The organism is Pantoea rwandensis, from assembly GCF_002095475.1.
Lineage (GTDB): Bacteria > Pseudomonadota > Gammaproteobacteria > Enterobacterales > Enterobacteriaceae > Pantoea > Pantoea rwandensis.
Genome location: NZ_MLFR01000014.1, coordinates 107545 through 125800 on the forward strand (window position 1 = coordinate 107545; position 18256 = coordinate 125800).

The following is an 18256-nucleotide window of genomic DNA, read 5'->3' on the forward strand; positions in this document are numbered from 1 at the left end:
CATAACGGGAGCCGATGGCTCCCGTTTTTTTTATTGGTAAAACACTACATCACTGAAAAGTAATTCTGTGATGATAAATATAGAAGGTCATATCCGCGTAAGTCTGGACTTCGTCCGGGTCACCAAGTTGCTGACGTATGGCGGCTAACCGCTGATTGGCTTCACTGTTTTTATCCGCTGTTGCAATCGCAGGAATCGAGACGAACTGGCGTTCAGGGGATTGCGCAATAAACGCATCACTCAACCAGGAGCGCAGTGTCTGGCCACGTGAACTGTCGGACATAATTTGATAATTGTCTTTCCAGAGCACTGGCGTAATATGAATATGCCCCTCAGCCATCCAATTGACGTTATTGGAGAGCTTCCAGAAATCCCCGTAACCAAACTTCAAGTCGTTTTTATCCAGGAAATCGATATAAGCCTGGGTTTGCTTTTCATTATCAGCAAAGGGGGAGGTGTGTTGATAGTAAGAATAGCCTGACGAGGATAAAAACAGGACTAATACGCAGCCGATAAACATATCCCTTTTAAAAGAGAGTCGCAGAACAACCACCATCATCACAAAACAATAGGCATTAACAAAGAAGCGTGCGCTCCCTTCATAAGGCATGTCGTAGCCAATAATAAACGAAGTAATAATTGCTGCGATGCTTAAAAAGGCAAACAGGGCGATAAAACGCGCTTTCTCGCTTTGCTGCCAACAGATGACTACGGCATGCAGGAACAGTGCCACCCAGATGATCAATGAAGCAACATAGGTAATGCTGTTGTCCACAAAGAACAAGTTCAGGCCACGGCCTAAAATATGAACTGTCCATTCTGCATTGATCAGCCACTGCTCTACGGGATCGAGCGTGAATCGTTGAACAGGAATGTGCAACCATCGCGGCACTGCATGAATCATGGTGAAAATAAACGCAATCAGAAAAATAACTGTCGCTTTTTTACTGATAGTTTTATTCCATGAGAAATAAAAATGCACCAGCAGAAGTGGCAAGAAGAAGGTAGCGGCAAACCAGGGGTCTGATACCGCCGACAATATCGAGATGAAACTATACAATACGACTCGGACTATCGATTGTTTATGCAAATTAAAGAAGCTGATGGCAAGCACCAGTACCCCAAAGAACTGAGTGGAGTAATGCGAGAACGGGTGCGCGATAAACCCGCTGATGTAGCAGTAAGCGGGTAGGCACACAATTAATAACGGCGCTAAGATAAATGTATTACTTCTATTTGCATTATTATTGATGGCAGCAATGATCAGCGGTGTGAGAAAGACAAAGAATACAGTGGATAACGTGAGTGCAAAGCGCCCATCACTCGACAGCAGCGTGAAAAAAATAAAATTGATGGGGTAAACGGTAAAGTACCAATTGTCAGGTGTTGGCAACCAGTCGCGGAACACGCTAAAACCTTCACTGAGAAAAGCACGCCACACAATCGGGCTATTTGCCACATCGGGCTCAAAAGGAAAATAGCGGAACGTGAGAAAACAGGAGGCCGCAAGCGTAAAGAGGATTATACCTATCCACGTGAGTTTTTGCGATTGTGGCGAGCTTAGCATTGCTTATTCCCTTTGGTCTTTTTAATTAAATAACGAGGTCTTTTCTTACTCTCAATGTAAGTTCTGTCATTGCTTTAAGTTCTCAACCTTTTCACGGCAAAGTAGCCTGAAATCACTCACGTTCTCTTCAATTTTTAATCCTGAATACGATGAAATGGCAGACGTAAATCATGACGTTAATTGGCGTAAATCTTAACAGAAGAGTGAGAGGGAAAAAACTGCAGCCGCTTATCTGATTGGTAGGGGAAACAGGAGCGAGCGCTCCTGTCTTTCATGATTAACTGTTGTTGCTTTCGTTAGGGGTTGCCGCCTGTTGCCGTTGCTGCGACAGCCGCCAAAAATCATTGCCGGTGGGGTGCTGGTAAGTACGCAGCGAGAACTGGGCGAGAATCGCGTAGATATATTCAAAAATTGCCGACTGTGAGTCCTCATAATCAACCCATAACACCGAAGAGGTGAAGCAGTACACTTCTACCGGTAAGCCTTCTGGAGAGGGTTTCATTGCGCGTACCACGATGTACATGTCTTTCTTAATATCATCCCGTTGTGACAGCCATGCCGTTAGGTATTTACGGAATACGGTCAGATTGGTAATGCCGTTCTCGGCAAACCAGCGATCGCCTACTACGCTGCTATCACGCCCGTCCATCAGTGCTGAAAGCTGTTCATTGACCCCTCGCACCTGGCTCATCTGCTGCACCAGATCCTGATCGATGAAACGGATCGACGTCTGGTCGAGATGGAAACTGCGCATAATGCGGCGCGCGCCGGAGGTGAACATCGCCTGCCAGTTGGTGTAGGTTTCTGTCAGGAAGTTCTTGGTGGGAATGCGTGACAGCGTGTTATCCCAGTTGCGAATGGTGATGGTGTGCAGCGCAATATCAATGACCTCGCCGCTCAGGCCGTTATCCGGCATTTCAATCCAGTCACCCAGTTGCAAAACGTCATTTGAGGAGACCTGAATATTCGCCACTAAGGATAATAACGTGTGCTGAAACACCAACATCAATACGGCAGCCACCGCACCCAAACTGGAGATAATAATCACTGGCGACTTATTCGACATAATGGCCAGGATCATAATGGCTGAGATAATGTGCACCAGGATTTTGCCGACCTGAATATAACCTTTGATCGAGTGGTTTTTACGTTTTGATTTGCGCGAGTAGGAGTTATTAACGATCTCCAGCACTTCGGTAAAAAACAAAGACAGATAGACAAAAAACAAGATGCCGCAGATGGTTTTGATCGCAATCAGCAGGTGCTCCGGTAAGTCCGGCATAAACTGCAGCAGGAAATAAACCGCGATCACTGGGATAAAGTTGGAGAGCTTCTCAGAAAGTCGCACATCCTTATCCAATGGCACCTGATTTTTATGCGTGCTGAAAAACACCTTACGCACCACTTTCACGACAAAAAACTTGCAGATCAGGTGAGTCACCATACCGGCAATCACCAACAGCAGCAGGCTAAAAGTCGTGGATAACAGTGGACTGCCTTCAATAAACTTTTGGATATTACTTAGATAATTCATCTCAACCACATACCTGACAACGTTGGCGGGGATTCAAGCACAATCTTGCTTCATGCTATATGCGACAAGTGCGCAATTTTGTTTGCGTGATGGGCTTCGCACAACACATTTCGCAAAACTTTGAAACAGATAACATCCCGCTGCTATCCGCCGTGTCTTTTCGGCAGGAAACCGTTATCTTCAGTGCTTCTGATATGGGAGGTGGTATGCAGGGTGTATTGAAATTCGTGAAAGGCTGGCTGCTGTTTTCGCTGCTGTGGGGCGTTTTTCATGTGGTTTATGTCATGGCAGTCGCAGGGCGAAGCGCTCAGTATGGTGGTGGTGAAAAGCCTGTATGCCGGCTTGATTTATCAGGCATTGATGACCATGGTCGCTCGTTACAAAGCACGCCGTGCTCAAGCCTGATTGCTCACATCTGCCCACACAGCTTTGCTTCACGCTGACGCTAATTTGCATTACCTCAGGCAATCTGAGCCCACTCGAATTAGCGTGTGGATGGAAGCAATGGGAAAGAAGTCGATAGCGGCGTGGTTTTTCCTGCTGGTCTCTTTAGGGAGTTGTGCGCAGTTACCTAATCAGCCACTCAATTTGTCGATGCATCAGGGGCGTCATCTTGACGTTAACAACAGTACGGCAGATGTGGCGGAAACGCCGGATGAGCATATTCAGGAACGATTGGATGATGCTGGACATCAGCAATAGGCATTGAGGGCCGCGAAGGCCCCCTGTGAGGCTTATTTTCTACCCAGTAAAAAACCAACAATGATGCCAATACTGGCAGCAACCGCTAAACCCGTGGCTGGGTTATCACGTACTGATTTCACCACACAGTCTGCCGCATCTTGCACGGCATAACTGGCCTGCGCCGGATAACGACGCGCCGCACCTTTAGCCTGATGTTTGCGAGAGCCAGTCCATTCGCCGATTTTTTCCTCTACTGCACCTGCTGCTTCATTCAATTTTGCTTCCGCTTTATCAGTCATGATGACTCCCTGCTTGTTGTGAATATTACGTTTGAGCGTAGTCAGAGATTGGCATGCCAGCAACCCATGAGGCTCGCAGAATGTAACAACGGTTTGCAGGATTCGGGAAACCTGTCCAGGCTTATGAGTGGTTAGCTGCATTTCGCATCGCTGTTGTGCAGGCCGAACAACATCGGGAGGATCAATGAAACGTGATGTGCTAAGTGAAGATGATTACGATGAAGTGTGCCGGGTCATTGGCGATGCCGTGATTGTACTTTCTGAATGCGGCCATGAGACCAAACGGGAAGAGATCACCACGCTATTACAACGAACTCGTCATCATCGCGCTCATGACGAACGTGATGAGCAGCGAATGCTGGAGCATGCCATTCGTTTAGTCAGGCCGTAAATCCCACTGGGCGTCGTGCTGACGCCCCTATTGATTACCGCGATAGGCAGGATACCAGGTCACTAAAAAGTGGCGCAGATGATCAAAACACCACTCGGCATCCTCAGCCTGTTGGCAATAATAGCGAACCGTCACTTTCTCATAGCGCATGTGACGTTGATGTAACGGCGACCAACCCCAGTCCAGCACGGCACGCGCGTAGTTAATCAGCGTACCGCTCTGCATGTCATGCTGCTTCTCCTGACGACCTAAGTAGAGTTCAAATGCCTGATCCAGACTCTGCGTCTCCTCGCTACTGCCGCTGGACAGCGTTGGACGCAAGGCGATATCAATAAAACCGCATACACCGTCTTCGCGCTGCTGCCAGTCGCAAGCCAGCGTCATGAACACGCCCTCCTGCAAATTCACCTCTTCCAGCAAACGTCGCAAATTTTCGGAATGCTGACCCGCAGTGATCTCATCAATACGTTCCGTCTCTAACGTGAGATCGAACCCGCAAGGATTGACCGAGCCATCGGGGTTGGTGCTGGCAGGGAAGGGGAACTCGATATAGCCGTTATTATCCAGACTCTTTTCCATGTTGCAGATCCAAAGCGTGAGGAAGTCTGACAATAAACCATCTTGCATCGCGAAGCACCTTTAAGGGCACGTCCAGGTAATCATGGTGTTCTGATAAGGATTAATCAGACGGAATTGCTTGTCTGACAGACGCTGTGCCGTAAAGCCCTCTGGAGTTACGGCAGAGGGCACATATTGAAAGCGATCATTGGAGTGCAAGGTGCCGCTTTTAACCGCCACACCCTCACGCGTTACGGTGAAAGCATTCACTAAATCAAAAATGCGCGCCTGTGTTTGACCCATCGGTTGTCCATAAATGGTCGACACTTCGCCGGGGCAATCGACGCCTTTCGGCGTTGAGCTACAGCCAGCCAGTAACAATAAGAGGGTGAATAGCGCTGTGATTCGCAACATGATCCTGTCCTGGTTCGTTCCCTTGTTTGCAGTGGTCCGCAACTGCGCACGGATATGCTGATCATAGCAGGTCTGGCGCCGCTTCCCATTTGCCATTTGCTTAATCGTTAAGCGGTGAGAATGTAAAGGGGTGACTTTGGTAGCAGATAAACGTTATTCTTGCCAGCGTTGCGCATCAGGTAAGCAAAACAAGGGCAAATCTATGAGAGAAGAAGAAGCCAGTTTAATGATTCTTCAACACGCGATTGATAAATTAGAAGCCGACAAGAAAAAGCAGGTAATGAACTGCGTAGCGGCCTTGCAAGACGTTATGCAACGTTTCGATCCGGAAGATGCGGGTCTGGCGTTGATGCTGGTGGCCGCGCAGGTCGCAGCAGAGTAGTTCGTTCCAATCCCCTTTAACCACCCGTTTGCGGTGAAAAATCCATGCAATCCCGCTGCTGCTCAGTCGAAATCGGCTGATGCGCAGCTATTGCGTTTAATCGTATTAGTCTTTCTCCTGGTTCACTTTTCTGCTGCCTGTGCTACACCTGACAGTGAATCCAAAAGGAGGATGAGATGAAAAAGACGCTATTTTTGATTGGTACTTTTAGCCTCGGCCTACTGCTGGCGGGCTGTGCATCTGACCATGTATTGCATACCACCGATGGCCAGACCATTGTGGCGCAAGGCAAACCCAAGGTCGATGAAGATACCGGCATGATTACTTACAAAGATATTGATGGCAAAGAACAGCAGATAAACCGCAATCAAATCAAAGATATGAACTCGGTTAATTAATCGCGTTCAAAGAAAAATCTTTTCAGGCCCGCGTCTGGCGGGCCATCAAACCTCACACTTCACCATTCTGTGTTACGCTTCTCTCCACAAAATTCCAACGAAATCATCATCTAACCTCAGCGGAGAATCCAATGAAGGCGATAGCAATTGCCGTTGGCTTAATGGCGTGCCATGCCACGTCAGCCTGGAGCGAAACCCAATTTCAAATCACCTGCCCAGGCCGCCCAACCATGACCGTGTCCCGCGCCAACTATGGTTTAAGCACATTAATGTGGCCAAAGCGCCATTTTCAGGTGGCGGCAGGACAGCAGCGCACCAGTCTCAAAAGTGGAGACAAAGTGGCGATAACCCGATTCCGTAATGGCGATCAGCTGATTGTGAACAAAAACAATGATGATACTTTCTTTGTCTATGCCAATAGCGATAAGTTGTTGCCCTGCGAACGTACGGAAAAACGCGATGCAGAGATTCTCTCGCTTGAACGTTACGACGATAGCCAGCGTCCAAACTCCTGACATCGCTGTTCATCAAATCAGTTGCTGCTGGCGGAGGTCCAGCGGCGACTGCTCCGCTTCATCAATCGCCGCCAACCAACTTTGCAAATCCACTTTTGCCCAAGAGAGGTGACCCCGTGTGGTGCTCATCAGCACGACATCGGGGCGTAATGTGCGGTAAAGCTCCAGCGACTGTTGTAGCTCCAAGGGGTTGCTCTCTGGTACCAGCACGCTGATCCAGCGGTTGTAATCGCAGGTCAGCGTATCGCCAACAAAAAGATAGGTGCTGCCGAGCGGCGAGTGGTAGAGAAAACTGCTGCTACCGGGCGTGTGACCGGGCGTGGGGAGCAGGTGGAAATCACCGAAATGAGTTTCTTGCTGCGTGAAGGTCTCATCGGGTTCGATGACCAAGCTGACGGGGCCTAATGAACGGCTATGGCAATACAAAGCACTATTAAAGCGCTGTTGAATGGCTATCGCGCCGGGTGCGGCCTCATGCCAGTGGGTGAGATAGTGGCGGATCACACCTCCTGCATCATCAAGAAACTCATGGTCGAGTGGATGCTCCACCCGGCCAATCAGCAAATTGCCGCGCGGGTGGCGCAGCATAAAGCCATGCATCATCACATCGCTTGCTGTCTCTTCGGCGGGAAATTCCGGCGTGGAGATCCACAAATCTTCGTACAGTGGCTTCAATGTCGGTCTCCTACGGCAAAACGTTAGCGCAATGTCGGGTGGCCGGTGAAGGCGAGCTGAGCTTCGCCATTTTCGAGCTGTAAGGTGGCACGAGAACCCAGCGGCAGTGTGACGGTGTCGGCATCGTGACCGAATGCCAGATCACTAATCACCGGGATATGATACTCGTCGCGCAGGCGCTGCCAAACGGTGGCAAAATCAAAGCCGTTGTCATAACCCGACAGCGCAGTGCTGGTAAAACTGCCGGTGATAATGGCCTGTTGGCGCGCCAAAATACCGCTTTGCTGCAGCTGAATCAGCATCCGTTCGATGCGGAAAGGATGTTCATTCACATCCTCGATCACCAAAATACCGTCTTCAATCTGCGGCATCCATGGCGTACCCAGCAAAGAACAGATCATCGCCAGATTGCCACCCCAAAGGGTGCCTTGCCAGCGGCCTGCATCAGGGCTGTGGCTGCGCCAGCCTATATTCACTGTAGGTGATGTGAGTGCCTGCCAAAAGTGTGACAGGGTAAATTCAGATAATGCCTCCGCGCCAAAGTTACCGGCCAACATCGGTCCGCTGAAAGTGATCAGTCCGGTTTGCGCCAGTAATGCCAACTGTATTGCGGTGAAATCACTGTGTCCGCACAGCGCGATGGGTTGATTAAGCAGCTGACGCTGCAGGCCGACATAATCGATTTTATCCAGCAGTCGAGTTGCGCCATATCCGCCGCGCACCGCCAAGACGATGTCGGGTAAAGTGGCCAACGTTGCCAGCTGATTCACATCATTCAGTCGTTCTGCATCCTCGCCCGCAAAACGTTGAAAGCGACGGGTAATCGCTGACAAATTTTCGACTTGATGCCCATCGGCCTGTAAACGGCTGACAGCGCGTTGCGCAGCATCTTGGTTGTGACAGTAGCCAGAAGGGGCGATCAGACGAAAGGAGCGGGGGGCGAGCATAGCGTTCATCCTGATTTAAAGTGGCCTGCCGATGATGGCGAAATCCGTAACTGATGTCACGACAGCACAAGGTTTTTTACTTATTTAGGATAAACGGTAATTTTGCATTGCGCTGCGCCAGGTATGATAGCTTGCGCCAACCTTATTGCGGAACCAAAAATCAGTGAAAATTCGCCTACTTATGTTATCTGCGCTGTTGCTTGCGGGCTGTGCCAGCGAGCCGGAAAAGACGGTCTTACCGGAAAAAAATACGCCGTTGACCCAAGCGCCACCGTCAAAAGTGAATGATGCATGGTCACTGTTTACCGAAGATGCCGCCAGTCATTATGGCGTTGATGAGAAGTTGATCAGCGCCATTATTAGTGTCGAGTCGGGGGGCAATCCTACCGTGACCAGCCGTTCTAATGCGGTTGGACTGATGCAGATTAAAGCGTCAACGGCGGGCCGCGCGGTGTATCGTACGCAAGGCCGTCACGGCCAGCCAACCTCGTCAGAGTTACGCGATCCAGCGAAGAATATCGATATTGGTGCTGCATACCTGAAGTTGCTGCAAGATTCTGAACTGGCGGGTATTCGCAACCCACTGACATTGCGTTATGCCACTATCGTCTCTTACGCTAACGGGGCCGGCGCGCTGCTGCGAACCTTCTCGCGTAATCGTGACAGGGCGATCGCCATGATTAACTCAATGTCGCCTGAAGAGTTTTATCAGCACGTGCAGGATAAACATCCAGCAGCGCAAGCACCGCGCTACTTGTGGAAAGTCACAACCGCTTATCGCACCATTGGTTAATGATACGTAACAGCGCAATTTTATTGCGCGTCAGCCAGTATTAAGGCTGCTTCAGATGCGCGTGATAAATCACGCCGCTACGTTTTAGCACTATTACTTAAAAGCGATAAATCACGGAGCTCCCGTTTGACGTTCAAGACGGTAGCTACGGATTGCACCGACTGGGTAGCGGCGCAATTTATTGCGCGTAGGTCATCCAGACGCGCGCAAAAAATCGTTGTGCTATACCAACAACCGCGCGGTGGGATAATCGACAATCAGCACCTTCACATACCCGCCGCGCAGTGCTCCTCGAATCGCCTGAGCTTTCTCTTTACCGCCCGCGAGCGCGACGACCTGCGGGCACTGTTTAACCTGCGCCAACTCCATACCAATCACCGGATCTTCTTCTGTGCTCAGAACGGGTTGCCCCTCCGCATCAAAATAATGCAGGCAGATATCGCCCACCGCACCGCGTTCAGCCAGCGTGCGTAGCATCTCTTGATCGTAGTAGTTGCCCGAATTACGCAGCAGCGCGGAAGGCTCCAGATCGCCAATGCCGACAATCGCCAGGTCCACTTGGTCAAACTTTTCCAGCACCACCGCCACATCTGCATTTACCGACAAGCGCTGGCGATCCTGCACCGAGTGCTCAATCGACTGCGACGGCAATAGCCACGCAGGGCAATCCAACAGAGCGGCCAGATTCTGCGTCAAAATCGTCGCTTGTACGTTACCGTTAGCACCAACACCGCCCAACAGTTGAATCACGCCTTTGCAGGGGGCGCTGAGGGGGTGCAACGCATCGACCATGGCGCGAATCGTGCCGCTCCATGATGAAATGCCAATCAGCTCGTCGGCACGCAGACGGGTTTCCAGATAGTGCGCTGCGGCCGAGCCAATTGATTGTTTAATCTGCAACGCGGACGCCTGTTCCGGGACATCCACCACAATCACCTGCGGCAGCTGATACTGCTGCTCAATGGCTTTCTCCAGTTCGGGAAATACATTGGCAGGCGGCACCACGCTAATCTTCACCACACCTTCCTTCACGCTGCGATTGAGGATGCGGGAAACAAAGGATTGGGACAGCTTGAGCGACTGCGCAATGTCAGACTGCTTCATGCCTTCCACATAATAAAGCGTGGCGATTTTCACCATCAGCCGCTGTTCATCCTGTTTTGCCATGGTTTTTTCTCTCTCTTAACCTGCCTGGTATTGTTAATCAGGCTGTCATAAATAACAACGCAGAACATTTTGTGATCGTTTTCGCTTTTTCACGATCGGGCGATGGACGTGTTCAAGAAGCCAGCGCATAGTCATTATGCATATAAAATCGCAATTGAATATATATTCAGGCGGAGAAAAAATCAATGAAAGCATCTGTACTCAAAGTTACCCTACTGGCTTCACTGATGTTGGCATCGGCGGCTTCATTGGCTGCGGATAAAGGCTTGATCGCCATCATCACACCTTCACACGACAATCCATTCTTTAAAGCCGAAGCGGATGGCGCACAGGAAAAAGCCAAAGCACTCGGTTACACCACGCTGGTGGCGTCGCACGACGATGACGTTAACAAGCAAAACCAATTGATTGAAACTGCCATCGCGCGCAAAGCCAAAGCGATCATTTTGGATAACGCGGGTGCTGATGCCACTGTCGGTCCCGTGCAGAAAGCCAAAGACGCAGGCATCCCCACCTTCCTGATTGACCGTGAAATCAACAAAACCGGCGTAGCAGTCGCGCAGATTGTCTCTAACAACTATCAAGGCGCTCAACTCGGCGCGGAGAAGTTCGCCAAGCTGTTAAACGGCAAAGGCACTTATGTTGAACTGCTGGGTAAAGAGTCCGACACCAATGCGGGTGTGCGTTCTCAAGGCTATCACGACGTGCTGGATGATTATCCGGACATGAAAATGGTGGCGCAGCAGAGTGCTAACTGGAGCCAGACCGAAGCCTTCAGCCGTATGGAAACCATCCTGCAGAAAAACCCCAACATCGTCGGCGTGATCTCCGGTAACGACACCATGGCGCTGGGCGCTGAAGCGGCGTTAAAAGCAGCCGGTAAAACCAATGTCATCGTGGTGGGATTTGACGGCAGTGACTACACCCGTGACTCCATCATCAATAAAGGCAACATCAAAGCCACCGTACTTCAGCCGGGCTGGGCACAAGCGCAAATGGCGGTTGAGCAGGTGGATTACTACCTGAAGAACGGCAAAGCGCAAAAAGAAGAGAAGCAGCTGATGGATTGCGTGCTGATTGACAGCAGCAACGCCTCGAAGCTGAAAAACTTCAACCTGGCGAAATAAGACGGAGGTCGGCATGAAGGGAAAAACAGCAAGCGGGCTGATGGTTGTGCTCATGACGCTGGTGTTAGCCGCCTGCACCGTGGTGGATCTCGATGCAAACGGCAATCCCATCATGCCGAAAGATCCTAACGCCAAACCGGGCTACAGCGATCTGACGCCGCAGCAGATTGCTGAATCCAGCTGGGGTAGTCGGGTACAAGAGCCGGCCGAAAAGCAGGCGCTGAGCTGGGCAGATATGGAAACCAAAAGCCATACCGTCAAAGCCGGTGGCAGTGAAAGCGTGTTTGTGCGTGCAGCGGGCATGGTGACGGCGTTTGATAACAGCAACGAGCGTGAACGCACGCTGACCATGACCATCAACGGCAAGCCGGTCAAGGTGTTGATTGGCCCTGTGCTGCGCAGCAATGCGATTCGTGATGCAGCCGGTTATCGCTTCGAAGAGTTTACCAATCAGGTGCAGTACGCGCAGCTGACCAAAGCGTTGAACCGTCATGCGGTGCAGCAGCTTCCCGCGATCGATGCCAGCTGGGTAGGTAAACCGGTGCAGGCATTGCTGGCGGTGAGTATGGAACCCAATCACGTCGACGATGTAGTCGCGGTGCAGTTAAAGCAGGGGAATCCATGATGAGTGATGAAATCATCCTGCAGGCTAACCAGATGTCGATGCTGTTTCCCGGCACGCTGGCACTGGATCGCGTGGATTACCGTGTCTGGCGCGGCAAAGTGAACGTCATCATCGGTGAAAACGGCGCAGGTAAATCTACGCTGATGAAAATTCTGGCGGGAGTTCAGCAACCTAGCAGCGGGGAGATGTTCTTGAATGGGCAAAAGGTGGCGTTTAGCAGCACGCGTGACGCCGCTCGCCACGGTATTGGTATGGTGCATCAGGAACTCAACTTGTTTGAGAACCTCAGCGTGGCGGAGAACATTTTTCTCGGGCGAGAAATCCAGAGCGGTATACGTCCAATCAACGAAGTAGAACAGAAGCGCCGTACCGCAGAATTACTGAAACGCCTGGATCAGCCTATTTCACCGGATGAGAGAGTGGGGAACCTCAAAGTCGGCCAGCAACAGTTGGTGGAAATAGCCAAAGCGCTGGCGGAAAACGCCGACATCCTGATCCTCGACGAACCGACTTCCGCCTTAAGCAAAACTGAAGTGGAAATCCTGTTTCGGGTGATCCGTGAACTCACGCGCCAGGGTGTCTCAATCATCTATATCTCACATCGTTTAGAGGAGCTGATGGCGATTGGCGATGTGATTACCATTTTACGCGATGGTCGTTTTCAGGCTGAAGCTAAGGTCAGCGATATTGATGTGCCGTGGATAGTGCGTGAAATGCTGGGCAGTGAACCGGTGAGTAATTTCCTGCCGCCCGACCGCCAGTTTGGCGCCGCAGTATTGGAAGCCGAGCACATCACCTGTGTCAGCCCGAACGGCAACTCGCTGGTGGACGATGTCAGTTTCAACGTGCGCGCCGGTGAAATCGTCGGTATTTATGGCCTGATGGGCGCAGGGCGCACTGAACTGTTCGAGTGCTTGCTGGGCACGCAACGCAACTATCTCGGCAAGCTGTGGCTCGACAGCAAACCGCTGCCGACGCGGCTACCCACGGCTGAACGTATCCGCATGGGCATGAGTCTGGTGCCGGAAGATCGCAAGCGGGCAGGGATATTTCCGGTCTCATCGGTGGCCAGCAACCTTACCATTGCCAGCCTGTGGCGGCGCTTGTCGCATCGCACAGTGATTTCTGAACCGGCAGAACGCGAAGCGGTCACCAGCACAGTCGGCAATCTGGCGATCAAAATTTCCTCGCCCGAGGTGGCGATCAGCGCACTGAGTGGCGGTAACCAGCAGAAAGTGGTGATTGGTCGTTCCTTGCTGACCAACCCCCGTTTGCTGCTGCTGGATGAACCCAGTCGTGGCATTGATGTGGGGGCCAAAGCTGAGGTCTTTCGCATGATGGTGCGGCTCTCAGAGCAGGGCATTGCGGTGGTGTTTTCCACCTCCGATCTCAAAGAAATTATGGCTGTCGCCGATCGCATCCTGGTGATGTCTGGCGGAAAATTGACCGCTAACTTGCCGCGCGCGGAAGCGGAAGAGGCGGCACTGGTTAAAGCAAGCGCACAAGGATTCTGAACATGAAAAATCAAGGCGCGATGGCGCTCGCTTCGCCGGGGAAAGCATTCAACTCGCGTGAAGGTCTGATTCTGCTGCTGTTAAAACTGCGTACCTTTATCGCGCTGTTTCTGATTGTCGGCTTCTTTGCTATCACCGTTCCCGATTTCCTTGCGGTGGGCAGCATGGTGATCATGGTGAAGCACATCGCCATCAATGCGTTTCTGGCGTTGGGCATCACGTTTGTCATCATCACCGCAGGGATTGATCTCTCCATCGGTGCAACGCTGGGTTTGTGCGGCATGGTGGCCGGCTGGTTAATCACCAAAGGGATTGTGCTGCCGATGTTTGGCATTGCCATCTTCCCCAGTGTCTGGGTGATTGTGCCGCTGGTGTTGGTGGTGGGCGGGCTGATTGGCGCGGCCAACGGCTGGATCATTACCAAGTACAACGTGGCGCCGTTTATTTGCACGCTGGGTACCATGTATATCCTACGTGGCACAGCGATGCTGACATCCGGGGGGGAGACCTTCCCAGGTTTGCAAGGGAATCCGCAACTGGGTAATACCGGTTTCGACAAAATTGGTGCGGGCTATTTCCTCGGTTTACCGTGGGCCATCTGGATGATGGTGGTGCTGGCGTTGGTGATTGCTTATGTGGCTCGTCGCTTACCCTTTGGTCGTCAGGTGTATGCGATTGGCGATAACGAACGCGCGGCTGAACTCTCCGGCGTCAAAGTGAAGTCAGTGAAAATCTGGGTTTATACCATTTCCGGTTTCTGTGCGGCTATCGCAGGGATTGTGGTCTCTTCACAGCTGGTGGCCAGCCATCCGGCTAACGGGACGTCGTTTGAGATGAACGCAATTGCCGCAGTGGTACTGGGTGGCACGTCACTGGCCGGCGGTCGCGGCACCATTTTGGGCACGCTGGTCGGGGCTTTTGTTATCGGTTTCCTGGCAGACGGCTTGATCATGATGGGCGTCAGTGAATTCTGGCAAATGGTGATTAAAGGCATTGTGATTATCGTGGCGGTGATCATCGACCAAATGCAGAGCCGCATGCAGCAGAAAGCCGCTGTGGTCGCGCAGAAGGCACTGATTGAGGAAGGTGAAGCCAAAGGTTAATCAGTACGCGTAATAAGCCGAGCTGCAGATCACTTCATTCATTGTTGTGAGCCAGCGTAGGAGATTGACCAGCAGGTCATCGCCTTTGAGCAACTCAGCTTATTCAGGGTAAAAGTCAGCAAAATTTTTTAACAGCAGTGAATATATATTCAATAACGCTTTAAAATTCAGAGGTGTCTATGAATCCTTTCAAGTATTCGGTTGCGGATTTGGCAGCGAAAGCTCGCGCCGTGCGCCGCCGCATCATCCAGCTCAATGCGGGTAGCCCGGCAGGCGGGCACACCGGTGCCGACCTTTCTCAGGTGGAAATCCTCACTGCGCTCTATTTCCGCATTCTTAACTGCGCGCCAGATCGTACTAACGATCCGCAGCGTGACATTTATATCCAGTCGAAGGGCCATGCGGTCGGTGGTTACTACTGTGTGCTGGCTGAAGCAGGCTACTTCCCGACCGATTGGCTGCCGACTTATCAGCACTCGGATTCGCATCTGCCTGGCCATCCCGTGCGCCAAAAAACCCCGGGCGCGAATTGAATACCGGTGCGCTGGGCCATGGCTTACCGGTTGCGGTCGGCATTGCATTGGCGGCGAAGAAAGACAACAGCGACCGCCGCATTTTTGTCGTCACGGGTGACGGTGAGTTGGCAGAAGGCAGTAACTGGGAGGCCGCACTGGTGGCGGCGCATTATGGCCTCGATAACCTGGTGATTATCAACGACAAGAACAAGTTGCAACTGGCCGGTCACACGCGCGACATCATGAACACCGATCCGCTGCCCGATAAATGGCGCGCATTCGGATTAGAGGTCACGGAGTGTAATGGCAACGATATGGCATCGGTGGTGGAAACGCTGGAAAACCTACCGCGTAACGGTAAGCCGCAGGTCATTGTCGCGCACACCGAAAAAGGTTTTGGTATCTCCTTTATCCAGGGTAAGCCAGAGTGGCATCACCGTGTGCCAAAAGGGGAAGAGATCGCATTGGCACTGGAGGAGTTGAAAGATGAGTAATGCAAAACATTTAGCCACGGTAATGGTTGAAGCCTTTATTGATGCCGTGAACCGGGGTGTCGATTTAGTGCCCGTAGTGGCAGATTCGACCTCAACTGCCAAAATATCACCTTTTATTAAGGCGTTCCCAGATCGCTTAATTAACGTGGGTATCGCGGAACAGACGCTTGTAGGCACAGCGGCTGGCTTGGCGATTGGTGGCAAAGTGGCCGTGACCTGTAACGCCGCACCGTTCTTGATCTCCCGCGCCAACGAGCAGGTCAAAGTCGACGTTTGCTACAACAACACCAACGTCAAACTGTTTGGCCTGAATGCCGGAGCCAGTTACGGCCCGCTGGCCAGCACCCATCACAGCATTGATGACATCGCGGTGATGCGCGGTTTCGGTAATATTGAAATCTATGCGCCATCGTGCCCGCTGGAGTGCCGTCAAATCATTGATTATGCATTGGAGCATGTGGGTCCGGTGTATATCCGTCTTGATGGTAAAGACCTGCCGCAGCTGCACGATGAAAACTACCAATTCCGTCCCGGCCAGATTGATGTGCTGCGAGAAGGTAAAGAGGTGGTGCTGGTGACGATGGGCTCAACCGTACACGAAGCAGTTAGCGCCTCAGAGCAACTGCAGGAGCAAGGTATAAGCGCAGGTGTGATCGCCATTCCATCAATTCGACCTTGTGATACCCAACGGCTGCAAGAGCTGTTAAAGCATTACTCCGCGGTGATCACCGTAGAAGAACACAACGTCAATGGCGGCGTCGGCAGCCTGGTGGCAGAAGTACTGGCTGAAGGCGGCTGCGGGATTCCATTGTTAAGGCTGGGCATTCCAGATGGACAATACGCGATTGCCGGTGACCGTGCTTCAACGCGTGCACACCATGGTATTGATGCCGCCAGCGTGGTGAAGAGTGCAGTGCGCATGTGTGCAGGAGCGTAACCATGGCGGGTCCGTTGATACTGGCAATTGATGAAGGAACTACAAACGCTAAAGCGATCGCGGTGGATCAGGCAGGGCGCGTAGTCGCACGCGGCAGCCAGCCGTTGACACTGGCGCATCCGCAACCGGGATTGGCCGAACAAGATCCGCTGGCGATCTGGCAGGCAGTAAAACAGGCGATTGCAAGCTGTCTGGCGCAGTGTGCTGACGCAGATGTGGCGGCTGTGGCGATCAGTAATCAGCGTGAATCGGTGCTGATTTGGCAGCGCCGTGATGGCCAGCCCTTGACACCGTTGGTGAGTTGGCAAGACCGCCGCTCGGAAGCATTTTGCCGCGATCTGCGCGTGGCGGGCAAAGCGCCGCGTATTACGGGCTTAACGGGTTTGGCTGTGGATCCGATGTTCCCGGCGGGCAAACTCACCGGGATGCTGGCGGCACTACCGGATGGCATGTCACGTGCGCAAGCCGGGGAACTCTGTATCGGCACCGTTGACTGCTGGCTGAGTTGGCAGTTGAGTGGCGGGGAAACCTTTGTCACGGATCATGCTAACGCGGCGCGAACGCAACTCTATAATCTGCACAGCGGTGACTGGGATGATGAGCTATTGGCGTTGTTCCATATTCCACGCGCGGCACTGCCGCACCTTGTGCCTTCCGCCAGTGCGCAAGGCGTCGTCACGGTCAACGATATCCCCGGTCTAAAACCCGGCACACCCATTCTATCGCGTATTGGCGATTCCCATGCCGCATTGCAGGCGCAACGCAGCGGCAGCGCAGAGGTGGTGAAAGCGACCTATGGCACCGGATCATCTTTGATGATGTCGATGGCGACACCGCTGCTCACGGAAAACGGGCTCAGCACCACGGTCGCTTGGCATGATGGCACCCTGCGTTTTGCCTTTGAGGGCAATATTACGCATACCGGCTCCGGCGCGGCATGGCTGGGTCGGATGCTGGGAATTAGCGACCCGCGTGAACTCACCGCCATGGCGCAACGTAGCGAACACAATCAGGGCATCTATTTTGTGCCAGCACTATCTGGGCTGGGCGCACCCTGGTGGGATTTGAAGGCCCGTGGCATGGTGTGCGGTCTGACGGATGCAGCCACGCCAGACGTGTTAGCGCGAGTGGCACTGGAATCCATCACCTTCCAGATCGCAGATGTCTTCTTCGCCATGGAACAAGCCAGTGGTGTAGAGCTTCCCGCACTCTGCGTCGATGGCACGGCCACGGAGAACAGTTGGCTGATGCAGTTGCAGGCCGATGTATTGCAGCGTCCGCTCAAGCGTGCGCCAACGGCAGAAGTGTCTGCGTTGGGCGCGGCCTTACTGGCCGGGCGTTTACTGGGCTGGTGGCAGCAGGGCAGTGAAATGCAGGCGTTACAGGGCGGTAGTGTGATTGAACCACGCAGTGAGCGTGCGGATATCATGCAGGAGAATTATCGCGGCTGGTTGGACGCGGTGGCACGGTGTCGTTTTCAGCCGCATTAATTTGACCAATGGCACTCTGTTTTCCTGGTGCGCATGAATGCGCACCCTACAAAAATATCCCCTGAACCTTGTCGGGACACCATTGATGGCTACCTTTGTCGTGGACATCCCCTGAACCTTGTCGGGG

Annotated in this window: 20 protein-coding genes and 2 pseudogenes; 14 read left to right on the plus strand and 8 right to left on the minus strand. The window is 52.3% G+C overall.

The features are described from left to right. Positions 1-49: 49 nt before the first annotated feature. Together HA51_RS14690 and HA51_RS14695 are read right to left on the minus strand one after the other, a co-directional pair. Positions 50-1567, minus strand: a complete 1518-nt coding sequence (locus HA51_RS14690; protein ID WP_084935352.1) for a hypothetical protein — start codon at positions 1565-1567, stop codon at positions 50-52. 277 nt (positions 1568-1844) lie between these two features. Then, a complete protein-coding gene (locus tag HA51_RS14695; protein WP_084935357.1) occupies positions 1845-3101 on the minus strand; it encodes a mechanosensitive ion channel family protein in 1257 nt (418 codons plus the stop codon). A 206-nt stretch (positions 3102-3307) separates the two neighbouring features. Here HA51_RS14695 and HA51_RS14700 point away from each other — a divergent pair. Next, a pseudogene (locus HA51_RS14700) lies at positions 3308-3506 on the plus strand (DUF6404 family protein). A gap of 99 nt (positions 3507-3605) precedes the next feature. Then, a complete protein-coding gene (locus HA51_RS14705) occupies positions 3606-3803 on the plus strand; it encodes a hypothetical protein (RefSeq protein WP_084935359.1) in 198 nt (65 codons plus the stop codon). 32 nt (positions 3804-3835) lie between these two features. Here the strand turns inward: HA51_RS14705 and HA51_RS14710 are convergent, their stop codons facing one another. Next, positions 3836-4084 (minus strand): DUF883 family protein, encoded by a 249-nt coding sequence (locus HA51_RS14710; protein ID WP_034822005.1) that lies wholly within the window; start codon positions 4082-4084, stop codon positions 3836-3838. Positions 4085-4268: 184 nt separating this feature from the next. Here HA51_RS14710 and HA51_RS14715 point away from each other — a divergent pair, with 184 nt between their 5' ends. Further along, positions 4269-4475: a DUF2767 family protein gene (locus HA51_RS14715; protein ID WP_084935361.1), complete on the plus strand. Its 207-nt coding sequence runs from the start codon at positions 4269-4271 to the stop codon at positions 4473-4475. Between the two features lie 27 nt (positions 4476-4502). Here HA51_RS14715 and HA51_RS14720 read toward each other — a convergent pair whose 3' ends face one another. Together HA51_RS14720 and HA51_RS14725 are read right to left on the minus strand one after the other, a co-directional pair. Continuing rightward, positions 4503-5054 carry a hypothetical protein gene (locus HA51_RS14720; protein WP_084935395.1) on the minus strand — a complete coding sequence of 184 codons (552 nt, stop codon included), beginning with the start codon at positions 5052-5054 and terminating at the stop codon, positions 4503-4505. Positions 5055-5114: 60 nt separating this feature from the next. Then, the gene (locus tag HA51_RS14725) at positions 5115-5447 is read right to left on the minus strand and encodes a hypothetical protein (protein ID WP_084935364.1); all 333 of its coding nucleotides are present in this window, start codon (positions 5445-5447) and stop codon (positions 5115-5117) included. Positions 5448-5649: 202 nt separating this feature from the next. Between HA51_RS14725 and HA51_RS14730 the strand changes: the two genes are divergently transcribed. The 3 genes from HA51_RS14730 (at position 5650) to HA51_RS14740 (ending at position 6742) form a co-directional block, all read left to right on the plus strand. Beyond that, positions 5650-5829: a hypothetical protein gene (locus HA51_RS14730; protein WP_084935367.1), complete on the plus strand. Its 180-nt coding sequence runs from the start codon at positions 5650-5652 to the stop codon at positions 5827-5829. A gap of 176 nt (positions 5830-6005) precedes the next feature. Further along, on the plus strand, positions 6006-6227 hold the full coding sequence (locus HA51_RS14735; protein WP_084935368.1) for a YgdI/YgdR family lipoprotein: 222 nt from the start codon (positions 6006-6008) through the stop codon (positions 6225-6227). Between the two features lie 131 nt (positions 6228-6358). After that, the gene (locus tag HA51_RS14740; RefSeq protein ID WP_084935369.1) at positions 6359-6742 is read left to right on the plus strand and encodes a hypothetical protein; all 384 of its coding nucleotides are present in this window, start codon (positions 6359-6361) and stop codon (positions 6740-6742) included. A 12-nt stretch (positions 6743-6754) separates the two neighbouring features. On the opposite strand, the gene HA51_RS14745 is transcribed toward HA51_RS14740, so the two are convergent. Both HA51_RS14745 and ldcA read right to left on the minus strand, forming a co-directional pair. Further along, on the minus strand, positions 6755-7417 hold the full coding sequence (locus HA51_RS14745) for an MBL fold metallo-hydrolase (protein WP_084935370.1): 663 nt from the start codon (positions 7415-7417) through the stop codon (positions 6755-6757). Between the two features lie 23 nt (positions 7418-7440). Continuing rightward, positions 7441-8364, minus strand: a complete 924-nt coding sequence (ldcA, locus tag HA51_RS14750) for a muramoyltetrapeptide carboxypeptidase (RefSeq protein WP_084935371.1) — start codon at positions 8362-8364, stop codon at positions 7441-7443. Between the two features lie 163 nt (positions 8365-8527). Here ldcA and emtA point away from each other — a divergent pair, with 163 nt between their 5' ends. After that, complete coding sequence (gene emtA, locus HA51_RS14755; protein ID WP_084935374.1) at positions 8528-9157, plus strand: membrane-bound lytic murein transglycosylase EmtA; 630 nt, start codon at positions 8528-8530, stop codon at positions 9155-9157. 222 nt (positions 9158-9379) lie between these two features. Here the strand turns inward: emtA and HA51_RS14760 are convergent, their stop codons facing one another. After that, positions 9380-10324: a sugar-binding transcriptional regulator gene (locus HA51_RS14760; protein WP_084935376.1), complete on the minus strand. Its 945-nt coding sequence runs from the start codon at positions 10322-10324 to the stop codon at positions 9380-9382. A gap of 185 nt (positions 10325-10509) precedes the next feature. Between HA51_RS14760 and HA51_RS14765 the strand changes: the two genes are divergently transcribed. The 7 genes and pseudogenes from HA51_RS14765 (at position 10510) to HA51_RS14795 (ending at position 18129) form a co-directional block, all read left to right on the plus strand. Next, positions 10510-11451, plus strand: coding sequence for a D-ribose ABC transporter substrate-binding protein (locus tag HA51_RS14765; RefSeq protein ID WP_084935378.1), 942 nt, complete (start codon positions 10510-10512; stop codon positions 11449-11451). 13 nt (positions 11452-11464) lie between these two features. Next, positions 11465-12076, plus strand: coding sequence for a DUF2291 family protein (locus HA51_RS14770; RefSeq protein ID WP_084935379.1), 612 nt, complete (start codon positions 11465-11467; stop codon positions 12074-12076). Then, positions 12076-13590: a sugar ABC transporter ATP-binding protein gene (locus HA51_RS14775; RefSeq protein WP_084935396.1), complete on the plus strand. Its 1515-nt coding sequence runs from the start codon at positions 12076-12078 to the stop codon at positions 13588-13590. The genes HA51_RS14770 and HA51_RS14775 overlap by 1 nt, the downstream gene beginning before the upstream one ends. 2 nt (positions 13591-13592) lie before the next feature. After that, the gene (locus HA51_RS14780; RefSeq protein ID WP_084935382.1) at positions 13593-14693 is read left to right on the plus strand and encodes an ABC transporter permease; all 1101 of its coding nucleotides are present in this window, start codon (positions 13593-13595) and stop codon (positions 14691-14693) included. A gap of 179 nt (positions 14694-14872) precedes the next feature. After that, positions 14873-15702, plus strand: a pseudogene (locus tag HA51_RS14785) (transketolase). Continuing rightward, on the plus strand, positions 15695-16639 hold the full coding sequence (locus HA51_RS14790) for a transketolase family protein (RefSeq protein WP_084935385.1): 945 nt from the start codon (positions 15695-15697) through the stop codon (positions 16637-16639). Before HA51_RS14785 ends, HA51_RS14790 begins: the two are co-directional and overlap by 8 nt. Before the next feature lie 2 nt (positions 16640-16641). Next, positions 16642-18129, plus strand: a complete 1488-nt coding sequence (locus HA51_RS14795) for an FGGY family carbohydrate kinase (protein ID WP_084935386.1) — start codon at positions 16642-16644, stop codon at positions 18127-18129. The last annotated feature ends 127 nt before the right edge of the window (positions 18130-18256 follow it).

What these genes read in the sequence shown, in the direction of transcription:
- HA51_RS14690 (WP_084935352.1), bottom strand. Translation starts at nt 1,567, where the DNA reads ATGCTAAGCTCGCCACAATCGCAAAAACTCACGTGGATAGGTATAATC.
- HA51_RS14695 (WP_084935357.1), bottom strand. Translation starts at nt 3,101, where the DNA reads ATGAATTATCTAAGTAATATCCAAAAGTTTATTGAAGGCAGTCCACTG.
- HA51_RS14705 (WP_084935359.1), top strand. Translation starts at nt 3,606, where the DNA reads ATGGGAAAGAAGTCGATAGCGGCGTGGTTTTTCCTGCTGGTCTCTTTA.
- HA51_RS14710 (WP_034822005.1), bottom strand. Translation starts at nt 4,084, where the DNA reads ATGACTGATAAAGCGGAAGCAAAATTGAATGAAGCAGCAGGTGCAGTA.
- HA51_RS14715 (WP_084935361.1), top strand. Translation starts at nt 4,269, where the DNA reads ATGAAACGTGATGTGCTAAGTGAAGATGATTACGATGAAGTGTGCCGG.
- HA51_RS14720 (WP_084935395.1), bottom strand. Translation starts at nt 5,054, where the DNA reads ATGGAAAAGAGTCTGGATAATAACGGCTATATCGAGTTCCCCTTCCCT.
- HA51_RS14725 (WP_084935364.1), bottom strand. Translation starts at nt 5,447, where the DNA reads ATGTTGCGAATCACAGCGCTATTCACCCTCTTATTGTTACTGGCTGGC.
- HA51_RS14730 (WP_084935367.1), top strand. Translation starts at nt 5,650, where the DNA reads ATGAGAGAAGAAGAAGCCAGTTTAATGATTCTTCAACACGCGATTGAT.
- HA51_RS14735 (WP_084935368.1), top strand. Translation starts at nt 6,006, where the DNA reads ATGAAAAAGACGCTATTTTTGATTGGTACTTTTAGCCTCGGCCTACTG.
- HA51_RS14740 (WP_084935369.1), top strand. Translation starts at nt 6,359, where the DNA reads ATGAAGGCGATAGCAATTGCCGTTGGCTTAATGGCGTGCCATGCCACG.
- ldcA (WP_084935371.1), bottom strand. Translation starts at nt 8,364, where the DNA reads ATGCTCGCCCCCCGCTCCTTTCGTCTGATCGCCCCTTCTGGCTACTGT.
- HA51_RS14760 (WP_084935376.1), bottom strand. Translation starts at nt 10,324, where the DNA reads ATGGCAAAACAGGATGAACAGCGGCTGATGGTGAAAATCGCCACGCTT.
- HA51_RS14765 (WP_084935378.1), top strand. Translation starts at nt 10,510, where the DNA reads ATGAAAGCATCTGTACTCAAAGTTACCCTACTGGCTTCACTGATGTTG.
- HA51_RS14770 (WP_084935379.1), top strand. Translation starts at nt 11,465, where the DNA reads ATGAAGGGAAAAACAGCAAGCGGGCTGATGGTTGTGCTCATGACGCTG.
- HA51_RS14775 (WP_084935396.1), top strand. Translation starts at nt 12,076, where the DNA reads ATGAGTGATGAAATCATCCTGCAGGCTAACCAGATGTCGATGCTGTTT.
- HA51_RS14780 (WP_084935382.1), top strand. Translation starts at nt 13,593, where the DNA reads ATGAAAAATCAAGGCGCGATGGCGCTCGCTTCGCCGGGGAAAGCATTC.
- HA51_RS14790 (WP_084935385.1), top strand. Translation starts at nt 15,695, where the DNA reads ATGAGTAATGCAAAACATTTAGCCACGGTAATGGTTGAAGCCTTTATT.
- HA51_RS14795 (WP_084935386.1), top strand. Translation starts at nt 16,642, where the DNA reads ATGGCGGGTCCGTTGATACTGGCAATTGATGAAGGAACTACAAACGCT.